This is a genomic window from Pseudomonas sp. WS 5071 (assembly GCF_012985765.1).
GTDB lineage: Bacteria > Pseudomonadota > Gammaproteobacteria > Pseudomonadales > Pseudomonadaceae > Aquipseudomonas > Aquipseudomonas lundensis_A.
The window spans coordinates 86288-104124 of the sequence record NZ_JAAQWY010000009.1; the positions used below are offsets into that span (position 1 = coordinate 86288).

14 protein-coding genes are annotated in these 17837 nt (G+C 59.9%); 3 read left to right on the forward strand and 11 right to left on the reverse strand.

Annotation, left to right across the window (positions count from 1 at the left end):
• Positions 1-899 precede the first annotated feature (899 nt).
• From HBN61_RS07890 to HBN61_RS07910, 5 genes are all read right to left on the reverse strand, one after another.
• Positions 900-1169 carry a hypothetical protein gene (locus HBN61_RS07890; RefSeq protein WP_047277335.1) on the reverse strand — a complete coding sequence of 90 codons (270 nt, stop codon included), beginning with the start codon at positions 1167-1169 and terminating at the stop codon, positions 900-902.
• A 362-nt stretch (positions 1170-1531) separates the two neighbouring features.
• A complete protein-coding gene (locus HBN61_RS07895; protein ID WP_070412528.1) occupies positions 1532-2248 on the reverse strand; it encodes a tellurite resistance TerB family protein in 717 nt (238 codons plus the stop codon).
• 180 nt (positions 2249-2428) lie between these two features.
• On the reverse strand, positions 2429-3535 hold the full coding sequence (locus HBN61_RS07900; protein WP_047277339.1) for an NADH:flavin oxidoreductase/NADH oxidase: 1107 nt from the start codon (positions 3533-3535) through the stop codon (positions 2429-2431).
• 120 nt (positions 3536-3655) lie between these two features.
• Positions 3656-5365: a single-stranded-DNA-specific exonuclease RecJ gene (gene recJ, locus HBN61_RS07905; protein WP_047277341.1), complete on the reverse strand. Its 1710-nt coding sequence runs from the start codon at positions 5363-5365 to the stop codon at positions 3656-3658.
• Positions 5366-5420: 55 nt separating this feature from the next.
• The gene (locus HBN61_RS07910; protein ID WP_047277342.1) at positions 5421-5963 is read right to left on the reverse strand and encodes a YaeQ family protein; all 543 of its coding nucleotides are present in this window, start codon (positions 5961-5963) and stop codon (positions 5421-5423) included.
• A gap of 134 nt (positions 5964-6097) precedes the next feature.
• Here HBN61_RS07910 and HBN61_RS07915 point away from each other — a divergent pair, with 134 nt between their 5' ends.
• Together HBN61_RS07915 and HBN61_RS07920 are read left to right on the forward strand one after the other, a co-directional pair.
• Entirely contained in the window at positions 6098-7297 is a 1200-nt protein-coding gene (locus HBN61_RS07915; RefSeq protein WP_083333290.1) for a CaiB/BaiF CoA transferase family protein, read from the forward strand.
• Positions 7298-7345: 48 nt separating this feature from the next.
• Positions 7346-8224 (forward strand): TIGR02285 family protein, encoded by an 879-nt coding sequence (locus HBN61_RS07920; RefSeq protein WP_082149871.1) that lies wholly within the window; start codon positions 7346-7348, stop codon positions 8222-8224.
• A 174-nt stretch (positions 8225-8398) separates the two neighbouring features.
• Here the strand turns inward: HBN61_RS07920 and HBN61_RS07925 are convergent, their stop codons facing one another.
• From HBN61_RS07925 to xerD, 6 genes are all read right to left on the reverse strand, one after another.
• Positions 8399-8806, reverse strand: a complete 408-nt coding sequence (locus HBN61_RS07925) for a response regulator (RefSeq protein ID WP_080960241.1) — start codon at positions 8804-8806, stop codon at positions 8399-8401.
• 143 nt (positions 8807-8949) lie between these two features.
• Positions 8950-11049 (reverse strand): transporter substrate-binding domain-containing protein, encoded by a 2100-nt coding sequence (locus HBN61_RS07930; protein WP_083333289.1) that lies wholly within the window; start codon positions 11047-11049, stop codon positions 8950-8952.
• A 119-nt stretch (positions 11050-11168) separates the two neighbouring features.
• Positions 11169-12578 (reverse strand): threonine synthase, encoded by a 1410-nt coding sequence (gene thrC, locus HBN61_RS07935; RefSeq protein WP_047281165.1) that lies wholly within the window; start codon positions 12576-12578, stop codon positions 11169-11171.
• 105 nt (positions 12579-12683) lie between these two features.
• Entirely contained in the window at positions 12684-13988 is a 1305-nt protein-coding gene (locus HBN61_RS07940; protein ID WP_083333288.1) for a homoserine dehydrogenase, read from the reverse strand.
• A 136-nt stretch (positions 13989-14124) separates the two neighbouring features.
• Positions 14125-14856, reverse strand: coding sequence for a DsbC family protein (locus HBN61_RS07945; protein WP_047277353.1), 732 nt, complete (start codon positions 14854-14856; stop codon positions 14125-14127).
• A 146-nt stretch (positions 14857-15002) separates the two neighbouring features.
• The gene (xerD, locus tag HBN61_RS07950) at positions 15003-15899 is read right to left on the reverse strand and encodes a site-specific tyrosine recombinase XerD (RefSeq protein WP_047278332.1); all 897 of its coding nucleotides are present in this window, start codon (positions 15897-15899) and stop codon (positions 15003-15005) included.
• A 132-nt stretch (positions 15900-16031) separates the two neighbouring features.
• Between xerD and HBN61_RS07955 the strand changes: the two genes are divergently transcribed.
• Positions 16032-17828 carry a cation:proton antiporter gene (locus HBN61_RS07955; protein ID WP_048376612.1) on the forward strand — a complete coding sequence of 599 codons (1797 nt, stop codon included), beginning with the start codon at positions 16032-16034 and terminating at the stop codon, positions 17826-17828.
• Positions 17829-17837: the final 9 nt, after the last annotated feature.

A 17837-nucleotide genomic window follows, 5' to 3' on the forward strand; every position in this document is an offset into this window, starting at 1 on the left:
GCCGGATAGGTACGCCCTGTCCCTGTTAAGCAACCGGGTACATATCCGTTTGATGTGTGAGGGCCTTCTACGGGTTACATCCGAACGGATGAGCGAAAAACCCAAGTGATCTTGATCTTGATCTTGAAAAGTCTTCCTGCTGCCACGCGATTGCAGGCACAGCGCAAAGGCCCCTCACAGCAGGCTGAACGCAGGTGCTGGTGCGGGGGTGGGTCGGCAGGAGCCGAGCCAGCCGTGCTGGGCCATGGATGGCCCGTCACGGCGTGCCCCCGCAACAGTGCCGGAGTGAAGGCACCGTCGAGCCAGAGCGAGACGGCCGTATGGCAGGGCAAGGCCTTTTTGGTTCCTTTTGTGGCTGTTTGACAAAAGGGACTCGCTGTAAGAGCGAAACCCATCGTCCAGTTAAATGCTGATGCCGGATATGTACGCCCTGTCCCTGTTAAGCAACCGGGTACATATCCGTTTGATGTGTGAGGGCCTTCTACGGGTTCCGCCCTTACGGCGGCTCACTTTTGGCAAACAGCCCCAAAAGTAAGCAAAAGGTCCTTGCCCTGCCATACGGCCGCCTCGCCTAGGCTCGACGGTGCCCTCGCTCCGGCGATATGACGGGGGCACGCCGTGACGGGCCATCCATGGCCCAGCACGGCTGTCTCGGCATCCTGCCTCGTCACCCCCGTCATACCCCCTGCGCTCGGCCTTCTGTGAGGGGCCTTTGCGGTGTTCTCAGGGTTGAGTGGCAGCAATAACAGACCTTCTGTGGCGTTCTCACGCTTGAGTGGCAGCAGTAAAAGGCCTTTGCCGTGTTTTTAAGCAAAGGGCCTTTGGGGTGTTTTCAGGTTTTGAGTGGTAGCCGCAAAACGGCTGGGGAGATAGCGTTTAAAAACGCCGTCTGCAAAGACTCAACTCGGCTGCAATCGCCACCCCAACACATTGAGCAGATCACACCCGTCACGCAGCAACACGGCTGCGGTGGCTGCCAGATGCTTGAGGTCAACGGCATCTGCCTCCTGCACCTCGCGGCTGGAAAAGGTTTCCATCAATTGGGTAACCGCCAGCACACGGGCCGTGGCATTGGCATGCAACACATCAAGCGGGGCGTTTCGGTCAATCAGCAAGGCGGGGATGGTGCAGTCGATAGCGGTTAGCGGGATATACGGGGACTTAATCATTGAGACAACTCCTAGATCTTGCGATTAGGCCACCCACTTCCCGTCGCCAAACGAAATCAAAGGTGGCTGCTGTACGCGGGTTGGCGAACCGGCAGAATCTAGGAAAACCCGGCAGACCCGAAGATCTCCCGCGCACAGCAGCCATAAAGGATGGCGATGCAAAATACACGCTTCGCCAGATACAACAACCATTACGCTTCCAAAATCCTGTCCAGGTCGCCAAACCCGGTCGCCCCGAGGGGCGAGCGCAAACTATAGGCGTGACCGAACAGCCTCATCAATCAGCAAACCTGTACGAAACCTCCCGCAATTGCGTGCGTACAAATCGTAGTGCGCCGTCACGCCCGTGCAGCACACGGCGGCTAGGCCGCCTGGTGAACCTGACGCTCAAGTTCGGCCTTGAGCCCCGGCTCCAGCTTGAGCTGTTTGGCCAGTTCGTCCAGGTAGGCACGTTCCATAAAGTGTTCTTCATCCACCAGCATCACGCTGGCGATGTACATTTCGGCCGCCATTTCCGGGGTGCTTGCCGCTCGTGCCACTTCGGCCGGGTCCAGCGGTTTGTTCAGCTCGGCTTTTAACCAGTCCTGCACACCCGAGTCGCCACTGATTTTGTGGAACTCGCCTTCGATCAATTGCCGCTCACGGTCGTCGATGTGGCCATCGGCTTTGGCCGCCGCGACCAGCGCCTTGAGGATGGCCTGGCTGTGCTGTTCCACTTGCACAGGCGGGATGCGGTCGATGGTTTGCGGTTCGGTTTGCGGCGCGGTGCCCTGGCTGGCCTGCCAGTTGCCGTAGGCTTTGTAGGCCAGGACGCCCAGCGCCGCCAAACCGCCGTAGGTGATGGCTTTGCCGCCGATTTTGCGTGCGCTTTTGTTGCCCAGCAGCAGGCCCATGGCGCCAGCGGCCAGTGCCCCGCCCCCCGCGCCCGAGAGCAGGCTGCCTAACCCGCCCGAACCACTGAGTAAGCCGCCGAGTGCGCCTTTGTCAGCACCCGCGCCGGGTTTTGCAGCACCGGTTTTGTTTTGCAACAACTCTTGGCCAGACTTGAGTAACTGATCGAGCAATCCACGCGTATTCATACACAGCCTCTAGCAACAGGGTTGGGGGAAGTCAGCAGGCCGACAGAGTAGTTCGCGGCCACGCAACGCAGTCAGTTCGTTTGCTTCCAGATGTTGCACCGAGCTTGCCAAACCCACCTTAATTGAACCTGAAGGTGGCCCGGCGCACGCCGCAAACACGCGGGATACGCCGGGGCGGGGTCATTCGCGCAGGTCGGATTCGTGGATGGGTTGATCGCGATGCGTGGCGCGCTGGTATTGCGCCGGCCAGGTCGCCTGTTTGCCGCCCAGGTCGTCATCGGCATGCAAGGGCCAGTAAGGGTCGCGCAGCAGTTCGCGGGCCAGCAGGATCAGGTCGGCCTGGCCGGTGCGCAGGATGTGCTCGGCCTGGGCCGGTTCGGTAATCATGCCGACCGTGCCGGTGGCGATGCCCGATGCCTTGCGGATGCTTTCTGCAAAACGCGTCTGATACCCCGGCCCGACGGGGATTTCAGCATTGGCCGAGGTGCCTCCCGAGGACACGTCGATCAGGTCGACGCCCAGCGCTTTGAGGCGGCGCGCCAGTTCGACGGTTTCGTCGGGGTTCCAGCCGTCTTCTACCCAGTCGGTGGCCGATACCCGCACGAACAGGGGCAGTTCTTGCGGCCAGACTTCGCGCACCGCTTCGGTCACTTGCAGCACCAGGCGAATGCGGTTTTCGAACGAACCGCCGTATTGGTCGCGGCGCTGGTTGCTCAATGGCGAGAGGAATTGATGCAACAGGTAGCCGTGCGCCGCATGCACTTCAACCACCGAAAACCCGGCTTCGAGCGCGCGTTTGGCGGCGTCGGCAAAGGCCTGGATGACGTCCTGGATCTGGCGTTCGTCCAGTTGCGTGGGCACGGTGTGGCGCGGGTCGAAGGCAATGGGCGATGGCCCGACCGGCACCCAGCCGCCCTCTTCTACCCTGACGCTGCCTTGTTTGCCCAACCACGGACGCCAGGTACTGGCCTTACGCCCGGCGTGGGCCAGTTGAATACCGGCGACGGCGCCCTGGGCGCGTATGAAACGGGTGATGCGTTGCAGCGGTTCGATCTGTTGGTCGTTCCACAGCCCAAGGTCTTGTGCGGTGATGCGACCGTCAGCGGTGACGGCGGTGGCTTCGGTGAAGATCAGCCCGGCGCCGCCCACGGCGCGGCTGCCCAAGTGGACCAAATGCCAGTCGTTGGCCAACCCGTCGACACTGGAATACTGGCACATGGGCGAGACCGCGATGCGGTTCAAGAAGGTCAGTTGGCGCAGGGTATAGGGTTCGAGCAGCAGGCTCATGGGTCACCTCTCATGTCAGTGGGCAAACGCCAGACGGCTTGACGTCGGTGTGCCGACCAAGCGCTTACCAGAGATTAGTCGACAACACTGAAAGAGGTGGGGTTCAAATCCGCTGGCGGGTCAGCGCGGTTCGATGTGGGCGATCATCAGTTGCACGGTTTCGTTGCCCCGGAACTCGTTGAGGTCGAGCTTGTAGGCCAGTTCAACCCAACGGATGGTCGGGTTGGGCCACACGTCGCGGTCGATGCCGAACGCAATGCCGTCGAGTTTGACGCTGCCGCATTCGGTTTTGAGCACCACTTTGAGGTGCCGTTCACCGACGATCCGTTGTTCCACCAGCTCAAATACCCCGTGAAACAGCGGTTCGGGGAAGTGTTGCCCCCAGGGGCCGGCGTTGCGCAAGGCACGCGCCAGCTCAAGGTGGAACTCTTCGACAGTCAGGCTGCCATCGGACAGCAGGCGCCCGGTGAGGTCTTCTTCACGCAGTTGACGCCGCACTTCGGCATCGAACGCCTGGCTGAACTGTTCAAAGTTCGCCACCGGCAAGGTCAGCCCGGCGGCCATGGCGTGGCCGCCGTATTTGGCGATCAGGTCAGGGTGTTGCGCTGCGACCACGCTCAGTGCGTCGCGGATGTGAAAGCCCGGCACGGAGCGCCCCGACCCTTTGAGCAGGCCGTCGCCCGCATCGGCAAACGCAAAGGTGGGCCGGAAATAACGCTCTTTGAGGCGCGAGGCCAAAATCCCGATGACCCCTTGGTGCCAGTCCGGGTCGAACAGGCATAACCCGAACGGCATCGAGTCGACCGGGAGTTCCTTGAGCTGGGCCAGTGCTTCGCGCTGCATGCCTTGCTCGATGGATTTGCGGTCCTGGTTCATCTCGTCCAGTTGGGCGGCCATGGCGCGCGCGGCGTTGGCGTCGTCGGTGAGCAGGCATTCGATGCCCAGACTCATGTCGTCCAGACGCCCCGCCGCATTGAGCCGCGGGCCGAGGATGAAGCCAAGGTCGGTCGAGGTGATGCGCGTATGATCGCGCTTGGCCACTTCCAGAATGGCCTTGAGCCCCGGCCGGGCGCGACCGGCGCGAATCCGTTCCAAGCCCTGATGCACCAGAATCCGGTTGTTGGCGTCCAGTGGCACCACGTCCGCCACACTGCCCAAGGCCACCAGATCCAGCAGTTCAGCGATGTTGGGCGCCTGGCTGTGTTCGTATCGGCCCAGGCTGTTTAAACGCGCGCGCAGCGCGATCAGCACATAGAAAATCACCCCCACCCCGGCCAAGGCCTTGCTGGGAAACGCGCAGCCCGGCTGGTTGGGGTTGACGATGGCATCGGCGGCGGGCAGTTCTGTGCCCGGCAAGTGGTGGTCGGTGACCAACACCTTGAGCCCGGCCTTTTTCGCCGCGGCGACCCCTTCGACGCTGGAGATGCCGTTGTCGACCGTGATGAGCAACTGCGGCTCGCGGGTCAGGGCGACTTCGACGATTTCCGGGGTCAGGCCGTAGCCGTACTCAAAGCGGTTGGGCACCAGGTAATCGACATGCGCCGCCCCCAGTAACCGCAAGCCCAGCATGCCGACGGTGCTGGCCGTCGCGCCATCGGCGTCGAAGTCACCGACGATCAGGATGCGCTGACGCTGGTCCAGCGCCTGCACCAGCAAATCCACCGCGGCCTCGATACCTTTGAGCTGCTGGTACGGGATCAACCGCGCCAGGCGCTTGTCCAGTTCAGCCTGTGATTGCACGCCACGGGCGGCGTACAACCGTGTCAGCAACGTCGGCATTTCGCCCAGAAAAGGCAGGGTTTCAGGCAATGGACGAGGTTCGATGCGCATAAGCGGGGGATGTGTCTCTGAGTCTGAAGGTGGAAAGATTGAAGCAGGCCGAGGATTAACCGCGTTCGCCGGTCAACCACTGCAATTGCACTTCGTGCTGGCCGCGGTCGTCGGTCACGAAGATCGTGCCTTCGCTGATCATCACGTCCCACTTGATCACCCGTGGCATGTCTTTGGCCAAGGTTTCGAGGACCTCTTGCGGCACGGCCGCCACGTTGACGTTTTTCAGGTTTTTGATCGCCGGAATCACTTTGCCTTCCCAGACGCGCAGGCTGCCGTAGGCCAGCAAGCTGGTGCGTTCGGTGCGGCGCGAACACCAGGTCAGGCGCTCGGCGTCCGGCTGGCCGACTTCGATCCAGTGCAAAACACGGTCATCCAGGCTTTTTTCCCACAGCGCCGGTTCGTCTACATCAGACAGGCCGCGTCCAAAGGACAGTTGCTCGTTGTACCAGAAGGCATACGCCAGCAAACGCACGGTCATGCGCTCTTCGGTTTCCGAAGGGTGACGGGCGATGGTCTGTTTTACGCTCTCATACACACCGCGATCAAGGTCGGTGAGGTTGAGTTCAAACTTGTAAGTCGTGGACGGCTGGGCCATGAACGGGCTTCTTGATACGGAGAAAGGCGGCAAGTCTACCCGATACGCCAAGGATCAACGAACTCTGCGGCTTCTTGCGCGCCCGCTCCTATGTTAAAAGGCTGTACTCGCACGCTCCCGGACAAGGATTACTCATGCCCCTCGCTGCCAAACCCCTTTCGGGCCTTAAGGTCGTCGAACTCGGAACGCTGATCGCCGGGCCGTTCGCTTCGCGTATTTGCGCCGAATTCGGGGCTCAGGTGATCAAGGTTGAATCCCCGGACGGGGGCGATCCGCTGCGCAAATGGCGCAAGCTGTATGAGGGCACGTCGCTGTGGTGGTTCGTGCAGGCGCGTAACAAGAAATCCCTGACGCTGAACCTCAAGCACCCTGATGGCCTTCAGGTGCTCAAGGCGTTGCTGGCCGACGCGGACATCCTGATCGAGAACTTTCGCCCCGGTGTGCTCGAAAAGCTCGGGCTGGGGTGGGACGTGTTGCATGCCTTGAACCCCAAGCTGGTCATGGTCCGCCTGTCGGGCTTTGGCCAGACCGGGCCGATGAAGGATCAGCCGGGCTTCGGGGCCGTGGGTGAATCGATGGGCGGGCTGCGTTACATCACCGGCTTCGAAGACCGCCCGCCCGTGCGCACTGGTATTTCCATTGGCGACTCGATTGCCGCGCTGTGGGGCGTGATCGGTGCATTGATGGCCTTGAGGCACCGCGAGGTGAATGGCGGCCAAGGCCAAGTGGTGGATGTGGCGTTGTATGAAGCCATTTTCGCGATGATGGAAAGCATGGTCCCGGAGTTCGATGTGTTCGGTTTTATTCGCGAACGCACGGGCAATATCATGCCGGGCATTACCCCCTCTTCGATCCATACCAGCCTGGACGGCAAGCACGTCCAGATTGGCGCCAACGGCGATGCGATTTTCAAACGGTTCATGCAGCTGATTGGCCGTGACGACTTGGCAAACGACCCGCAGCTGGCCAGCAATGACGGGCGTGACGCACGACGCGATGAACTGTATGGCGTGATTGATCGCTGGGTGGCCTCGCTGCCGCTGGACACGGTGCTTGAGCAACTGAATACCGCGCAGGTGCCGGCCAGTCGTATTTTCTCGGCGCAAGACATGTTCAGCGACCCGCAGTTTCTGGCGCGGGAGATGTTCCTGAGTGCCAAATTGCCCGACGGCAACGACTTTAAAATGCCGGGCATTGTGCCCAAGCTCTCCGAGACCCCTGGGTCGGCCGAGTGGGTGGGCCCCGAGCTGGGCGCCCATAACGATGAAGTGCTGGGCGCGTTGGGCTACGACGCCTCGGCCATTGCGGCACTGAAACACGACGGTGCCATTTAGCAGAGGGGCTCGGCCCCTTTTCAAACGCTGTAGAAGGAACACCGCACCATGACGATTCGCTCATGGCGGCCAAGCCGTTGGGCTCAATTCATTCCTTGGGCGATGCTGGGCTGGGCGTGCATGAGTTCCGGGGCCGAAAAACTCACATGGCTGATGCGCGATTTACCGCCGCTAACCGTCTTTGAGGGCCCGCAAAAAGGTCAGGGGGTGATTGATCAGCTCATGCCCTTACTGATCGCCAGCCTGCCCGAATACGAACATGTGGTGGTCAAAGTCAATCGGGCCCGTGCCATGCAAATGCTGCAGGACCCGACGCTGACGTGCGACCCGGCGCTGGTGTGGAATCCCTCACGCGCACAATCGATTGCCTACTCGGCGCCGGTCATGGGCTTACACAGCAACGGGCTGGTGATCCGCCAAAGCGATGAGCCGAAGATCGCGCCTTATGTCACGGATCAGTCGGTGGACCTTAAGCGCATGCTCAATGCACAAGGCGTCCGGCTGGGGGTGGTGGCCAAACGCAGTTATGGCATGTGGATCGATGAGCAGCTGGCGCATAGCGAGGACCGCCAGCTGTTTGTTCACCATGGCAATGATGCCTTGGGCAGCCTGTTGCAAATGCAGCATGCCGGCCGGCTGGAAGGTGTTTTGGGGTATTGGCCCGAGATTCAGTCCAAGGCCCGGCAGCAAGGCTTGCCGTTTGAAACACTGCTGTTCTACCGGATTTTGGGCGCGCCCACGTATCAGCCGATTTATATCGGGTGCTCCGACACCCCTGCGGGCCACGAAGCGTTGGGCCGGATTAACCGGGCATTAGCCACGTTGGAGCCGGACGCGTTGCGTGAGGCTGAAGCTCAGTGGCAGGAGCCCGGCCACCCTGACGACTACGTGAATGGACAAGCAAGTCCGCCAAAGCGCCCACGCTGACAAATTGCGCTCAAAAAAAACCCCGAGCAGTGGGGAGTCAACTCGGGGTTTAACAGGATCAGGTGATCCGCTCGACGGGCGTCAGGCATCGGAGCAAAACGCTTGATCCCGTCGATGAAAAATCTGACAAGCCGGTAAGAAAAAAGGTTCCCTCAGGCCTGCAATCAATTTGCCTCAGCGGCCCAACGTGTTGAAACATGGCACCTGGTAGGCCTGCAACAGCTGGTTCAAGCGACTCACACTGACGGGTTTGGTCAGAGAGCCCAATACCTTGAGGCCTTCGCGGCGCGCCCGGCTGGCGGCCTTTTCAACAACATGCGGCGCGGCGCAGGTCTGGATGATCAACGCCGATGCATGGCGCTGCTGGGCCAGCTCAGTGATCAGGTCAAGCCCCGAGGTGGTGTCCAGGTAAAGGTCGCAAATGGCGATATCGATAGCACCGCGTACCGCAAGTGAGTGACGTGCCGCCTCCAGGCTTGAAGCGGTCAGCACGTCGAAAATGCGGCATGCATTCAACATTTGATGCAGGGTCATCAACTGAAAAGGGTTGTCTTCAAGGATCAGTACTTTCAGGTTTTGCATCATGAACCTTTACAGCTGCGGGACGATTGCTCGAATGGAGCGCACTGTAGAAGGCTCAAACTGAACAGAACATAAGACAAATCTTGAATTACGGTAAGAACACTCCTACGAAAACCAGCCACTTTGAAACGCGAAGGGGCCAATCAAGGGATATCCCACTTCCTCCCTTCCGACCCGTCAAACCAGCCTCCCACCAACCCCTCCAACTGCCCGGTCGATGAGTAAAAAGGGACAGTCCACTGATACACCTCTGTACTGCAGGCTTTGAATTCCATGACACGCTTTATGTAAAACGGCTTTCGGCTGCGGATAACGTCCAGCAACTCTCGATGTAACTGCTCGGCCAGGGTGGGGGGATAAAGATTCGCTTCAAGGCTGTTTAAACCCTGGATGCGCTCCAGCTTGATGGATAAACGCTCTTCATAACTGCGGTTGCAGGTGACTATTTCACCTTTGACACCGACTACAAAAATGGGGCTGGGAATGCCGTCCAGGTAACGGCGCTGAAACTCGATAGCCTCCTGTAATTGAGCTTCGCGTGCATGCCCCAGCACAATCTGGTTATGCAGGCGCCGATTGCACAAAAACAACAACAGGCCCACCACCAGCAGAGCTGCCATTGGTCCATACAGCCATGGCGAGTGATGAAGGGGCCTCTCAACAAGCGGCGCCTTCCTTACCCCGCCCAACCACTTGCTTCTCAAGGTGCGGATTTCGGTCATGGTCATGGCTTCAAGCGCCTTGTTCAGGGTGCTCAAGAGTTCGGGGTGCTTTGCATGCACCGAAAACGTATCGGCTGACCAGCGGCCTTCGACGGTACGGCCCACCTTGAGACGACCCGGCGGATACAGGTACGCCTGTGTCTCGCTTTGAATCGTCGCGTCGGCCTCGCCTTTTTCCACCAGGCTCCTGGCCTGATCGAAACTCGCGACCGTGTGCACTTCGATCTCCGGATGGTCGCGCCGGATCATGGCTTCAAGGGCATGCCTGGCGGGAAGTGCCAACACCTTGCCGGACAACTGCTCCAATGATCCGAGCCGTGAGTCGTGGGTGCGAACGATGAAAACCCAGGGCGCACCGCCGTAGGAGTACGTGAAGTTCAGAAACTCCTTTCGCTCCGGACTGATAGACAGCGTGGCGTTCATTTGGCCTCGACCACTCTTGAGCAGGCCCAACGTTTGGGCGGTCGAAAACGACTCTTCATGGACGAATTGCAGCCCGGTCATGCGTGATATGCGCGCAAGGATGTCAATGCTCAAGCCTTCCCACTCGCCCCTGGCGTTGCGAAAGGTATAGAGCGGATATTGCTGGCTCACCACCGTGACCACGGGGTTAGCCTTGATCCACTCGCGCTCGGCGGGGAGCAAGTCGATGTGTTGCTGGGCAATGCTGCCCTCAAGGCCTTGGGTCCAGCGAGAAAGAATAAGTTCTGAGAGCGTCTGATCCACACTGTTGAGTACCTGATTGATCAGGCTCGTCAACTGGCGGTCTGCCAGACGCGTCGCAAAGGCGAAGCCCGATACCGGTATGGCGCTGTCATCGATGATGCGCAACCTTGAATAAGGACGAATGCTATTGAACGCCTGGACGATGACCTCATTGCCGATGAAGGCATCGATGTCCCCTTCTATCAGGGCTTCCATGGCGCTGTGCATCGTGGGGGTGATGATGATTTCGCTGTCAGGGTAAAACGCATGGGCGGCGGGTATGTCGATGTAACCGTCCAGGAAGCCGATCTTTTTGCCCGACCAGTCATCTATGGATTCAGACTCAATATCACGTCCGACAATCACCGGTTGATCCACCATGTAATCCTGCGAGAACTCGATGCCCTCGATCCCGCGCTCAAACCCGCTGGCGCTGGTCAATACATCGATCTTGCCAGCCAGCAGCTCGGCTACGGCCTGATCGCGCTTGCGAAAGCCAAGCACCTCGACCTGGACCCCTAACGTGTCACGAATGATGCTCAGGTAATCGGCACTGATGCCTTGATAACGGTTTCGATCGTTGGTGATATCGATGGGCTCGTAACCATCGAGGGTGATGCCCACGCGTAGTTTGCCGCGCTCCTGCAGCCAGCGTTTTTCTTCGCTGTCCAGACGCAGGGGTTTAAAACTGGCAAAGCTGGGAGGCAACTTGAAGGGTAAGCCGTGTGCGGCATCGGCAGACGGCATAAAGCCCAGCACACCGAGAATCAGCACGGCGTTTATCCATGATCCAAATGCCTGAAAAGTACGTGACATTGCAGCTTCCTTGACCGACAACTCGCCAGCCTTGGAGGGCGAGAACGGCGCAAGTTTGCCACGCACAAACAAAAAAGCCCGTCAGGCGACGGGCTTCAATATCTGTAGGACAAGACCTGTTACAAGGCTTTGCCTCGGTTGCCATGCTGGCCCACAAAGGCTTGAACCGCTTTCAGGTCATTTGCCAGAACGGTGTAACGCTCTTCTCGTGCAAACAAATCAGAAAGATGCGCTGGCAGTTGCAATGCCTTTCCTACGCCTGCCTTCTCAACCGCCTCGGGGAACTTGACCGGGTGAGCAGTGCCTAGAATCACCATGGGGGTGTCCAGGCTACGACGGCACTCACGTGCAGCCTTGACGCCGATGGCCGTATGCGGATCCAGCACTTCGCCGGTCTCTGCGAACACCTGGGCAATGGTTTCACAGGTCTGGGTGTCGTCGACGGCCAACGAGTCAAACAGGCGGCGGGCTTCGGTCCAGCGATCGTCTTCAACGCTGAAGTGGCCGGTTTGCTTGAACGTGTCCATCAGCTCGGCAACCAGCGCCCCGTTACGCCCGTGCAGGTCGAACAGCAAGCGTTCGAAGTTCGAGGACACCATGATGTCCATCGATGGCGACAGGGTCGCGTGCAGGGTTTCTTTGGCGTACTGATTGCCGCTCATGAAGCGGTGCAGGATGTCGTTGCGGTTGGTGGCGACAATCAATTGATTGATTGGCAGGCCCATGTTGCGCGCCAGGTAACCGGCGAAGATGTCGCCGAAGTTGCCGGTGGGCACCGAGAACGACACGGAACGGTGCGGCCCGCCCAACTGCAAGGCTGCGTGGAAGTAGTAGACGATCTGGGCCATGATTCGCGCCCAGTTGATCGAGTTGACGGCAACCAGGCGCGTGCCCTTGAGGAAGCCCTGGTCCGCGAAGCTGGCCTTGACCATTTCCTGGCAGTCGTCGAAGTTGCCTTCGATGGCCAGGTTGTGGATATTGTCACCGAACAGCGTGGTCATCTGGCGACGCTGCACTTCAGACACCCGGTTATTGGGGTGCAGGATGAAAATGTCCACGTTCTCGCAGTGCTTGCAGCCTTCAATCGCCGCCGAGCCAGTGTCCCCCGAGGTAGCGCCGACAATGACCACCCGCTCGCCGCGCTTTTCAAGCACGTAGTCGAGCAAGCGACCCAGCAGTTGCAGGGCGAAATCCTTGAAGGCCAGGGTCGGGCCGTGGAACAGCTCCAACACCCATTCATTGCCATTGAGCTGACGCAGCGGCGCGACCGCCGCGTGGGAGAACACGCCGTAGGTTTCTTCGAGAATCTTTTTGAAGTCGGCATCCGGGATGCTGCCCGTCACGAACGGACGCATCACGCGAAATGCCAGCTCGTGGTACGGCAGACCGGCCCACGAGGCGATTTCTTCCTGGGTAAAGCGTGGCAGGTTTTCCGGCACATACAGGCCGCCATCACTGGCCAGACCGGCCAACAGGACATCTTCAAAATTCAGGGCCGGTGCCTGGCCGCGGGTACTGATATAGCGCATTAGGGCGAACCTTCGAGGTGAGCGGCAAGCCGTGGCGATGGCCCCCACGTCAACGCCAGATGGCACGTTAACGGGGAGCAGACGCCTACAGCGTACCGCTGGTCATTAATTTAGATGTTCCACGCGGATGCGGACCACTGAACCGACAACGCCTTGCAACGCTTCCAGCGCGGTGATGGCGTCGTTCATGTGCTGCTCAAGCACGCGATGGGTCAACAGAATCATTGGCACCAGGCCATCATGCTCTTCGACTTCTTTCTGCATGATCGATTCAATGTTGATGCCGCGCTCGGACAGGATACTGGCCACTTGCGCCAGCACGCCCGGATGGTCCTTGGCCTGAATGCGCAAGTAGTAAGCGCTTTCGCATGCTTCGATCGGGAGGATCGGATGATCAGACAGCAAGTCCGGCTGGAAGGCCAGGTGCGGCACACGGTTCTCGGGGTCGGAGGTCATGGCGCGGACCACGTCGACCAGATCCGCCACGACCGAGGACGCGGTGGGCTCCATGCCGGCGCCAGCCCCGTAGAACAAGGTCGAACCGGCGGCGTCGCCATTGACCATCACGGCGTTCATCACGCCGTTGACGTTGGCGATCAGGCGGTCGGCCGGGATCAGGGTCGGGTGAACCCGCAGCTCAATGCCGCTGGCCGTGCTGCGGGCGACGCCCAGGTGCTTGATGCGGTAGCCCAACGCTTCGGCGTAGTTCACGTCAGCGGTGGTCAGCTTGGTGATGCCCTCGGTGTAGGCTTTGTCGAATTGCAGCGGAATACCGAACGCGATAGACGCCAGAATGGTCAGCTTGTGGGCGGCGTCAATGCCTTCAACGTCGAAGGTCGGATCGGCTTCGGCGTACCCCAGCGCTTGCGCTTCTGCCAGAACGTCTTCGAAGGTCCGGCCTTTCTCGCGCATCTCGGTGAGGATGAAGTTGCCCGTGCCGTTGATGATGCCCGCAACCCAGTTGATGCGGTTGGCGGACAGGCCTTCACGGATTGCCTTGATGACCGGAATACCGCCCGCGACCGCTGCTTCGAACGCCACGATCACGCCATTTTCCTGGGCTTTGGCGAAGATTTCGTTGCCATGAACGGCAATCAGGGCCTTGTTGGCCGTGACCACATGCTTGCCGTTTTCGATGGCTTTGAGCACCAGTTCCCGGGCGATGGTGTAACCGCCGATCAACTCGATCACGATGTCGATTTCAGGGTTGGTTGCAACAGCGAATACATCGTTGGTAATGGGGGTACCGGTAATGTCGCACTGCGGGTTTGGCGTACGCATTGCAATTTGCGCAACCTGGATACCACGCCCGGCACGGCGGGCAATCTCCTCGGCGTTACGCTTAAGTACGTTGAAGGTGCCGCCACCGACGGTCCCTAGTCCACAGATGCCTACTTTGACCGGATTCACGCTGAACTCCCCATAAAACGGCCGACGCAAGGTCGGCCGTGGAAAACAACCGTGGTCTGCCACGGTTCTCTATTAATGCCCGGGCCGTTGAACGGCCCGAGCATGCTCGTCAAAGGCTTACTGTGACGAGGCAGGATTATTTAACACTGAGTGCCAGCTTGCCAACCTGTGCTGCTGGCTGATAGCCCGGAATCACTTGACCGTCGGCCAGGACAATGGCCGGCGTGCCGTTCACACCAATGGATTGGCCCAATGCGAACTGCTTGGACACAGGGTTGGCGCACTTGGGCGCGTCGACCGTTTTGCCATTGGTCATTTTGTCCATGGCGCTTTTCTTGTCCTTGGAACACCAGACCGCTTGCAGCTGTTGATCACCGGCCGAGCCCAAGCCCTGACGCGGGAACGCTACATAGCGCACTTCAATGCCCATTTTGTTCAGCTCAGGCACTTCTTCGTGCAGCTTGTGGCAGTACGGGCAGGTGGTGTCGGTAAACACGGTGATGTGCGACTTGGTTTCGCCAACGGCCGGGTACACCACGGTCTCTGCGGCAGGAATCCCGTTGATCAGCTTGGCAACGCTGACGCGCTCGGCCTTTTCGGTCAGGTTGACCGGCTTGCCGTCCTTGAGCTGGAACATATAGCCCTGCACGATGAACTGACCATCGGCACTGGCATACAGCACTCGGCTGCCTTTGAGTTTGACTTCATACAGGCCTGCCATCGGGCTGGCACTGATGCTTTCGACCGGCACATCCAGTTGCAGTGTTTCGAGGCTTTTACGAATGGCTTGCTCGGCGCCGGTATCGGCAAACGAAAAGGTACTGACCAACGCAATGGCTGCGGCGGCGAAAAGTTGGGTCACGCGCATGAGAACTCCTGAAGGCGGACAAAACGGCCAAACCTCACTACCCCAAGGCAAAAAGGGTTTTAGTGGCTCGTTTTCTGAACCGGCAAAGCCTACCACAGTTGGCCCGCAAGGCCGACTGTGGCGGATGCAACAGCTGACAAAGCACCTCAGCCGCGGGGATGGTGCCGGGCGTGCAGGTCTTGCAAACGCGCACGCGCCACATGGGTGTAGATCTGGGTCGTCGAAAGGTCGCTGTGCCCCAGCAGCATTTGCACCACTCGCAAGTCCGCCCCGTGGTTGAGCAGGTGCGTGGCGAAAGCGTGGCGCAGCGTATGCGGCGACAGCGACTTGTCGATACCGGCCACTGTGGCCTGATGCTTGATGCGGTGCCAAAAGGTCTGGCGGGTCATTTGCTCCCCGCGCTGGCTGGGGAACAGTACGTCACTGGGACGCCCGTTCAATAGCTCATGCCGGGCGTCGCGCAGGTAGCGCTCAACCCAGACAATCGCCTCCTCCCCCATCGGCACCAGGCGTTCCTTGCTGCCCTTGCCCATGACCCGCAGCACACCCTGACGCAAGTTGACTTGCTCCAGCGTCAGGCTGATCAGCTCGGTCACCCGCAACCCGCATGCATACAACACTTCCAGCATGGCGCGATCGCGCTGGCCGATGGCGTCGCTCAAATCAGGGGCAGCCAGCAACGCCTCAACGTCCGCTTCTGACAAGGACTTGGGCAACGGCCGCCCCAACTGTGGCATGTCGACTTGCAAGGTCGGGTCAACGGCAATCAATTTTTCACGCAGCAAGTAACGATAGAACCCACGCGCACCCGACAGGAAGCGCGCCGTAGATCGCGGTTTGTAATGCTGATCGAGACGCCAGGCCAAATGGTCGAGGATCAGCTCTCGGCCCGCATGGGGCAGCTCGATCCCGCGCTCGCGTAACCAGCCATTGAACAGTGCCAAATCACTGCGATAGGCATCACGGGTGTTGTCGGACAGGCCTTTTTCCAGCCACAGGGCATCCAGAAAACGGTCAATAAGCGGGTCATCGATAGCTGGCATTGGCGCTCGAAACGCGCAGGCACTGAGCCGCGCGCAAATAAAAAGTGAACAGTGAAAGTGGCCGCTAGTCTTTCATAGCCGGCTCGCCGCATAAATAGAAAGCACTCATCACCCACCCCCAAGGGGCTCCTTATGAATGAACAACAGATCCTGCTGGCGTTTGGGGGCATCGGAATCGCTGCGCTGGGCTGCCAATGGCTGGCCTGGCGCCTGAAACTGCCGGCCATCCTGTTCTTATTGCTGGCGGGCATCCTGCTCGGCCCGGTGCTCGGCTGGCTAAATCCGCAAACACTGTTTGGCCCGCTGCTGATGCCGCTGGTGTCGTTGGCGGTGGCCTTGATCCTGTTTGAGGGGAGCCTGACGCTGCACCTGTCCGAATGGCGAGAAATTGGCACGGTTGTGCGCCGCCTCGTCACCCTGGGTGCTCTGTCGACCTGGGCCGTCATTACCGTGGCCACGCATTGGCTACTGGGTTTTGACTGGCTCCTGGCATTGCTGTTCGGCACTTTGACGCTGGTTACCGGGCCGACGGTCATTGTGCCGATGCTGCGCGTGGTGCGGCCCAAGGCGTCGATTGCGAACATTTTGCGCTGGGAAGGGATCGTCATTGACCCGATTGGCGCCCTGCTCGCCGTGGTCGTCTACAGCTTCATCATTGCCCGTGCTTCGGGCGATGGCTTGAGCCACAGCTTGCTGACCTTTGGCGGTGTGATTGTGTGCGGCAGCCTGTTCGGGATCGTGGGCGGCTGGGTCTCCGGGCATGTGCTGCGCAAGCAATGGCTGCCCGAATACCTGCAAAGCCTTGGCACGTTGGCGACAGTGCTGGCCGTGTTCATTGCCTCCAATCAGGTCATGCATGAGTCCGGCCTGCTGGCTGTCACGCTGATGGGCATGTGGATGGCCAACATGAAAGGCGTGGATGTGCGCAATATTCTGCACTTCAAGGAAAACCTCAGCGTTTTCCTGATCTCCGGCCTGTTCATTCTGCTCGCCGCGCGCCTTGATCTGGACGCCATGATCGGGCTGGGCCCGGCGGTGCTGGTTTTGCTGCTGATCATTCAATTTATTGCACGCCCCTTGAATGTACTGCTCTCGACATTTGGCTCAAAACTCAACTGGCGCGAGCGCACCCTCCTCGCCTGGATTGCACCGCGTGGCATTGTGGCCGCTGCGGTTTCGGCCATTTTTGCCATTCGCCTGGACGAAGCCGGTCACCAGGGTGCGCTGTTATTGGTGCCTCTGACCTTCGCCGTGATCATCGGCACTGTCGTGGTGCAAAGCGCTACGGCACGCCCGCTCGCGCGCTTGCTCAAGGTGGCGGAACCGCCTCCCAGCGGCTTTTTGATTGTCGGCGCCAACGGCCCGGCCCGCCTGATCGGCACAGCCTTGCAGCAGTTGGGCAGCCGGGTGCTGCTAACGGATTCGAGCTGGGAAAACATTCGCGCGGCCCGCATGGAAAACCTGCCGACCTACTTCGGCAACCCGGCATCGGAGCATGCCGAATCGCACCTGGATCTGGTTGGTTTAGGGCATCTGCTAGGGCTGTCCCCCTCAGGCGAACTCAATGCGCTGGCCGCCATGCGTTTTCGTCATGAGTTCGGGCCGCATCGCCTGTTTGCGCTGGCCAACAGCCAGGAGAGCCGCCGCACGGATAAACACCGGGCCAGCCATGAGCATCGCGGCCGCGCACTGGGCGACCCGGCGCTGACCTACGGCCAGTTGGTGGGCGAGTTCAATCAGGGCGCGCAGTTGTACAGCACGCACCTGACGAATGAGTTCACGTGGCAAGACTATCAGGCGCTCCACGGGGAGCGAGCGAACCTGCTGTTTGCCAAGGACACGTCAGGCTGGGTACACGTAATCACGCCGCAAAGCGACGTGAGCCCCGAGCCAGGCTGGACGTTACTGGCATTGATCAGGCCCGCTTAGAGGGGGCAC